7 protein-coding genes are annotated in these 6,774 nt (G+C 34.3%); all 7 read left to right on the forward strand.

Translation table 11 applies throughout. The annotated features are described in order from the left end of the window. Positions 1-2 precede the first annotated feature (2 nt). Positions 3-980: an alpha-ketoacid dehydrogenase subunit beta gene (locus DER71_RS04515; RefSeq protein WP_114474354.1), complete on the forward strand. Its 978-nt coding sequence runs from the start codon at positions 3-5 to the stop codon at positions 978-980. Between the two features lie 37 nt (positions 981-1,017). Continuing rightward, complete coding sequence (locus DER71_RS04520) at positions 1,018-2,130, forward strand: DctP family TRAP transporter solute-binding subunit (protein WP_114474355.1); 1,113 nt, start codon at positions 1,018-1,020, stop codon at positions 2,128-2,130. A 76-nt stretch (positions 2,131-2,206) separates the two neighbouring features. Then, complete coding sequence (locus tag DER71_RS04525) at positions 2,207-2,689, forward strand: TRAP transporter small permease (RefSeq protein WP_114474356.1); 483 nt, start codon at positions 2,207-2,209, stop codon at positions 2,687-2,689. Further along, positions 2,689-3,972, forward strand: coding sequence for a TRAP transporter large permease (locus DER71_RS04530; protein ID WP_114474357.1), 1,284 nt, complete (start codon positions 2,689-2,691; stop codon positions 3,970-3,972). Before DER71_RS04525 ends, DER71_RS04530 begins: the two co-directional genes overlap by 1 nt. A gap of 31 nt (positions 3,973-4,003) precedes the next feature. Beyond that, on the forward strand, positions 4,004-5,221 hold the full coding sequence (locus DER71_RS04535) for a dihydrolipoamide acetyltransferase family protein (protein WP_114474358.1): 1,218 nt from the start codon (positions 4,004-4,006) through the stop codon (positions 5,219-5,221). A 351-nt stretch (positions 5,222-5,572) separates the two neighbouring features. Further along, positions 5,573-6,355 carry a thermonuclease family protein gene (locus DER71_RS04540; protein ID WP_114474359.1) on the forward strand — a complete coding sequence of 261 codons (783 nt, stop codon included), beginning with the start codon at positions 5,573-5,575 and terminating at the stop codon, positions 6,353-6,355. A gap of 62 nt (positions 6,356-6,417) precedes the next feature. Continuing rightward, positions 6,418-6,657, forward strand: a complete 240-nt coding sequence (locus DER71_RS04545) for an aldo/keto reductase (RefSeq protein ID WP_114474360.1) — start codon at positions 6,418-6,420, stop codon at positions 6,655-6,657. The last annotated feature ends 117 nt before the right edge of the window (positions 6,658-6,774 follow it).

Consider the following 6,774-nt stretch of genomic DNA (forward strand, 5'->3'; position numbering starts at 1 on the left):
AAATGGCTAAAGTAGAAATGACATTTTCCGGTGCTATCTGCCGGGCTATAGAAGAAGAAATGGAAAAAAACCCTAATATCTTTACTTATGGAGAGGATATTGCACAGCAGGGGGGAATTTTTGGCCAGTATAAAGGATTAATTGGAAAATTTGATGATCGAGTTATTGATACCCCAATTTCTGAAGAAGTGATATTTGGTTCAGCAGTAGGAGCAGCACTTGCAGGTACCAGGCCTATTGTGGAATTTCATTTTGCAGATTTTCTTTTTACTGGTATGTCTGCAATTACAAATCAGATAATGAAAATAAGATACATGTCAGGTGGGCAGAGAGATTTGCCTATTATATTAAGGGGACCTGATGGAAGATCTAATAATGCTGCCGCTCAGCATTCACAGAGTTTGGAAACTATTTTTATGCATGTACCTGGTATTAAAGTTCTTATTCCTTCAACTCCAGCTGATATTTATGGGCTTTACAAAACAGCTTTAAATCAGTCTGATCCGGTAATAGTTTTTGAGCACAAGCAGATGTATGGCAAAAAAGGATTTGTTGATGAAGAAGAATACAGTATTCCTTTTGGTAAGGCAGATATTAAAAGAAAAGGAAGTGATATTACTGTTGTAACCACAAGTAGAATGGTTCATGAGAGCTTAAAGGCTGCTGAAGAACTTGAAAAAGAAGGTATTTCTTTAGAAATCATTGATCTCAGAACATTGATTCCCTGGGATAGAGAAGCAGTAATTAATTCTGTTAAGAAAACAGGCCGACTGCTTACAGTTCATGAGACCTGGAAGAGAGCGGGATGGGGTGCAGAAATTGCATCAGTAGTTCAGGAGGAAGCTTTTGACTATCTGGATGATCCTATTTACAGGGTTGGAGCTAAAAATGTTCCAAATTCATTTAGTCCAGAACAGGAAAACTTTATCATGCCGGATAAGGATAATGTCATCGAAGAAGTTAGAAAGTTCTTACTTTAATTTTTACTGAGAAGCAAAAATAAGAGGAGGTTATCAAATGTTTAAGAGGAGTTTATTTTTAATGCTGGTGTTTGTCTTTGTTCTGACATCATTTGTTTCTGCACAGAATTATAAAAAGGAATATACATTAAGTTATAATGTCGGACCGGCTACTCCGTGGGGAATGGGAGCAAATTATTTTACTGATTTAGTAAGAGAACGCACTGATGGTAGAATTAATATTAAAGCTTATGGTGGTTCTTCACTGGCTGCAGGAAAGCAGACTTCTATATTTATGATGGTAAGAAATGGTTCAGTTGATATGGCTTTAGAATCCACAATTAATTGGTCACCACAGATTAAAGAACTTAACTTATTTTCTCTTCCATTCTTTTTTGACAGCTACAAACAAATAGATGCTGTTGAGAAAGGAAAAGCTGGACAATATTTACTTGATAGAATTGAGCAGCTGGGTGTTAAACCATTTGGATGGGGAGAAAATGGATTTAGAGAAATTACAAATAGTAAAAGGGCTATTCATAAGCCAGAAGATTTATCAGATCTTAAATATCGTGTTGTAGGAAGTAAAATATTTATAGAAATATTCCAGGAATTAGGTTCAAACCCTCTAACAATGAACTGGGGGGAAGCTACAACAGGATTCCAGCAGGGTACAGTAGATGGTCAGGAAAATCCAGTTGTTGATGTTTTAATTCCTTTAAAAATCTGGGAATTTCATGAGTATATGACTGTCTGGAATTATCTCGTTGATCCTCTGATGATAGGAATAAATCAGCAGGTATTTGATAGCTTTACTCCTTTAGATCAGGAAATAGTTGCACAGGCAGCAGAAGAAGCACTTCAATTCCAGAAAATGCTTGCCAGATATGGTTTAGATAATGGTACAGCAAAAGCATATATTGATGAAATGATTAAAAATGGAGAAGATATGGGTTATGCAAAAGATTTTCTTGCCACCTGGGAGATGGAAGATGGAAGTAATGATCCATTCAAATATCTTAAGGCACAGGGCATGAAGGTTAATGTTTTAACTGATGAAGAAAAAGAATTATTTAGAGAAAAAACCAGACCTGTTTATAAAAAATGGGTTAAAACAATTGGAGAAGATATTGTAGAAGATGCTATCGAGTCTAAAGAATCTGTTCAGTAAATAAAATTAAGATAAATACTGCCAGGCAGTTTTCTGCCTGGCTCTATCTTAAATTTTATTATGGAGGTGAAGGGTTTTGCAAAAAAAGATTAAACACTTACTAAATAATCTGGAAGAATATCTTGCCGGTGTTCTACTTCTTTCAATGGCAGCTATTGCCTTTGTTAATGTAGTTTCTAGATTCACTTTTAAGTTTTCTATATCTTATATTGAAGAACTGGAAATTTATTTATATGTGTGGCTTGTTATGCTTGGTAGTTCAATTGCTTTTAAAAAAGGAAAACACTTATGTGTATCTTTGATTGTTGAAAAGATGCCAAAAAAAGTACAGAAAGTTGTTCAAATAATAGTGGCACTGCTTTCGATTGCTTTTTTTGCAATTTTACTTAGATACAGTATTACACAAATACAGGATGAAATATTACTTAATGTGACAACAACTTCCATGGGAGTTCCAATGTGGTGGTATACTTTAGGATTACCTATTGGTAGTGTTTTAATTATAATCAGAATAATTCAGAGAACTGTTGTTGAATTAAAAGAGAGCGGTGATGAATAATGGATCCTGCTATATGGATGGTTATAATATTTGTGGCTTTACTTATTATAAGAGTTCCAATTGCGATTTCTCTGGGAATGACAACTATTTTTGTATCTCTTATCGCAGATAAAGGTCTCGGCATGATATCTTACAACTTTTTTGGAGGTATATCTAAATTTCCTCTGCTTGCCATTCCTTTCTTTATAATGGCTGGAGTAATTATGCAGAAGGCAAGGATGGCAGAAAAAATCATCAATTTTGTTAAACTAATAGTTGGACCTATTCCTGGTGGTCTGGCAATTGCTACTGTTATAGTAGCTACTTTTTGGGGAGCTGTATCTGGTTCAGGTCCGGCAACTGTAGCAGCATTAGGAGTAATTTTGATTCCCGGTATGGTTAAACAGGGATATGATAAAGACTTTGCTACTGCTGTTACTTCAGTAAGCAGTGGGTTAGCTATTATAATACCGCCCAGTATTGCATTTATTGTTTATGGTATGATAGCAAATGTATCAATAGGAACACTGTTTGCAGCAGGTATTATACCAGGTGCTTTAGTAGCACTGGGCTTAATAACAGTTGTTTTTATTATATCTAAAAAACGCGGTTATAAAGGTGAAGAATGGGGTACACTTTCTGAACTCTGGGATTCATTTAAAGATGCATTCTGGGCTTTTTTAACTCCAGTAATTATTCTGGGTGGTATTTATGGAGGTGTTTTTACACCTACAGAAGCAGCTGCAGTAGCTGTATTTTATGGTTTGTTTGTTGGTGTGTTTGTATATAAAACAATTAATTTCAAAATTTTATTTAAAATTGGTGTTGATGCAGCAGAAACCACAGCAGTAGTTATGCTAGTTGTAACAGCAGCTGGTTTGTTTTCCTGGATTGCAACAAATGTGGGATTAATTCAAAAAGCATCAGGCGCTATTCTAGGACTATCTGATAATCCTGTTATTATACTGCTCTTTATCAATATAATAATATTATTTGCCGGTATGGTAATTGATGCAATATCAATTTATTATGTGTTTTTACCAATTCTGCTTCCAATTATGGCAGAAATGGGATGGGATCCTGTCTGGTTTGGTGTAATTATGACAATCAACCTTGCTATTGGACAGGTAACCCCTCCTGTGGCCGTAAATCTTTATGTTGGTTCTAATATAGCCAATATTTCTTTAGAAAAACTGGCAAAACAGGCAATACCACTTATTTTAGCTGCAGTAGTTGTGCTCCTAATATTAATGTATTTACCTGGATTAACAACATTCTTGCCAAAAGTATTTGGACTTTATTAATAGCTGTGTGAGTGAATAGGAGGGAAAAAAATTGAGCAAAGAATTATTGATGCCCAAGCTGGGCTTAACAATGGAAGAAGGTACATTAATAAGATGGTATTTTGATGAAGGTGAAGATATAAATGAAGGAGATATTATTTATGATGTAGAAACGGATAAAATTACTCATTCTGTAGAAGCAGATCAGGACGGTCTTCTGGCTAGAATTATTATTGAAGAAGGAGAAACTGTTCCTGTACAGACTGTGGTTGGTATTCTAGCTGCAGAGGGAGAAAAAATAGATGATTTAACTGAATCAGAAAAAGTAGAAGCTAAAAAAATAGAAGAAAAGAAAGCGGAAAAAGAAACACCTGTCAAAAAAGTTGATAATAAAAAAGAAATTAAAGAAGATATACTGCGTGCTTCTCCCAGGGCTAAAAAAGTGGCCCGAGAAAACAATGTGGACCTTGAGAAGGTTAGAGAAACCACAGATAGATTTAGAATCACATCTGATGATGTTAAAGCTTTTATGGAAAGTGATGAATTTCAGGATGAAGCTTCTTCAGTAGGTAAAAAAGAAAAAACTGCAGGTAAAACAGTAAAAAAAGAAATGTCAAATTACCGCAGAACAACTGCAAGGAGACTTTCAGAAAGCTGGGGAGCACCTCATATATATTTGAGAGCTTCAGCAGATATAAGTGAAATTATCAAGCTGAGGGAAAAATATAAAGAACTGGATAAGGATAATGTTCCTTCACTTAATACAGTGATTGCAAAGATCACAGCCTTTACTCTAAAAAAACATCCGGATATAAATGCACATTATACTGAGGGAGAGTATCTGCTCAAAGAAGATGTTAATCTTGGTATAGCAGTTGCAGTAGAAAAAGGTCTTGTGGTTCCGGTTGTAAATAATGCTGATCAGATAACATTACCTGAACTTGATAAAGAAATTAAACATCTGGTTGATATAAGTAAAGAAGATAAGCTGGAAATGGCAGATCTGGAAGATGGAACATTTTCTATTTCTAATTTAGGAATGTTTGGAATTGAAGAATTTACTGCTATTTTAAATCCACCTCAGGTTGGAATACTGGCTGTTGGAACAATAGTAGAGAAAGTAAGGACAGATGTATGTGAAGAATTACAGGTTTATCCAGCTATAGAACTTACACTGGGACTAGACCACAGAGCAGTTGATGGTGCTGTGGGAGCGAAATTCTTAAAAGATCTCAAAAAATATCTTGAAAATCCAGTTTTAGCTCTATAAATTATATAGAGGCAAACAATTTACCTCAATTCTGCTGATTGAATTCCAGCGGAATTGAGGTTTTGTTTTTTCAGTTATATATATTTATTTAAATGGATATATTTTTGAAGGTATAAATGCTGTTAATATAGAATAATATAAATATAGGAGTTTCTCAAAAAAATTTTAAGCTGCAAAAAGCGGGGATTTCTTTAAGATTCATATACTAAAAAATTAAATATCCCTGCTCTCTTTTCTTTTTTTAGCAGAGTGTGAACCTCTCCACCTAAATCAAAAACAGATTTAGATGGAGCTTTCTGACTGTTTTAGATAAAAAAGGGGAAAGACTGTATTGAAGAAAGTTGGTATATTATGAGAAATAAATTATTTATTTTGACAGCAGCATTAATTTTGCTATTAGGGTCTTATTTTTTTATTGGTCAGAAAAATTCTCTGGCAGAAATTCATATAAATGAAATAATTGATGGAGATACTTATAAAACCTCCAGTGGTAAAACAATAAGAGTTCTGGGGGTTGACTGTCCTGAGATTGACTGGGAAGAAGGGCAGGGAGAATATTTTGCTTTTAAAGCAAAAGAATTTGCAGAAGATAAGATTCTGGATAAAAAAGTGGAGCTGGAATTTGATACTGAAAAAGAAGATAAATATGGACGCCTGCTGGCCTATATTTATTTAAATGATTCAGAAATGTTTAACCTGCAGCTGCTTCAGGAAGGTTATGCTAATTTGATGATCATTCCACCAAATAAGAGATATGAAGCGGAATTTAAAGAAACAGCAAAAAGAGCACGAAGGGAAAAAACAGGAATCTGGTCCAAAATAGAATATTATCAGGATCAGGTAGAGGTTATAAGCTGGCAAAATGCTGACTCTTATGTAAATGAAATAGTTATTGTTAAGGGAAAAATTGAATCCACCTACAGCTCAGATAAAGTAACATACCTAAATTTTTCGGAGAATTATAATGAAGATTTCGCTGTGGTTATATTTAATGAAGATTTGATTAAATTCGATTACAACCCTGCCGAATATCTTGAAGGAAAAGAAGTTAAAGTCTTAGGTAAAATAGAAGTATATAAAAATGTTCCAGAAATAGTACTTGATAAACCTTATAATATTATAGTTGTTGAGTGATACAATTTGGGCTGAAATAAAAAAATTCATGTTTATATATTAAATTAAAGAGGGGTGGAATAATGGAAAAAAAATTATTGAGAAGTACTGATCTGGAAGTTAGCAAAATGTGTTTTGGTGCACTTCCACTTGGGCCAGCACAGAAAAACATGCCGTTAAATGATGGTATAGAGGTAATCAAATATGCTTTTGATTCAGGCATAAATTTTATTGATACTGCAGAAATGTACAGAACTTATGATTATATTGCTCCAGTAATTAAAAATTTGGATCGGGAAGATTTTGTAATAGCTTCTAATTGACCCTCCTCGGGGCAAGCCCACGAGGATTCCTGCTTCTTAGAAGTGGTAACCCACCATCTCCACAGGCTTAAAATCCTGTTAGCCCAACAGTATATCCTCTAACTTGCCTTTTGTATT

Source organism: Halanaerobium sp. DL-01, assembly GCF_003338615.1.
Classification (GTDB): Bacteria; Bacillota; Halanaerobiia; order Halanaerobiales; family Halanaerobiaceae; genus QPJE01.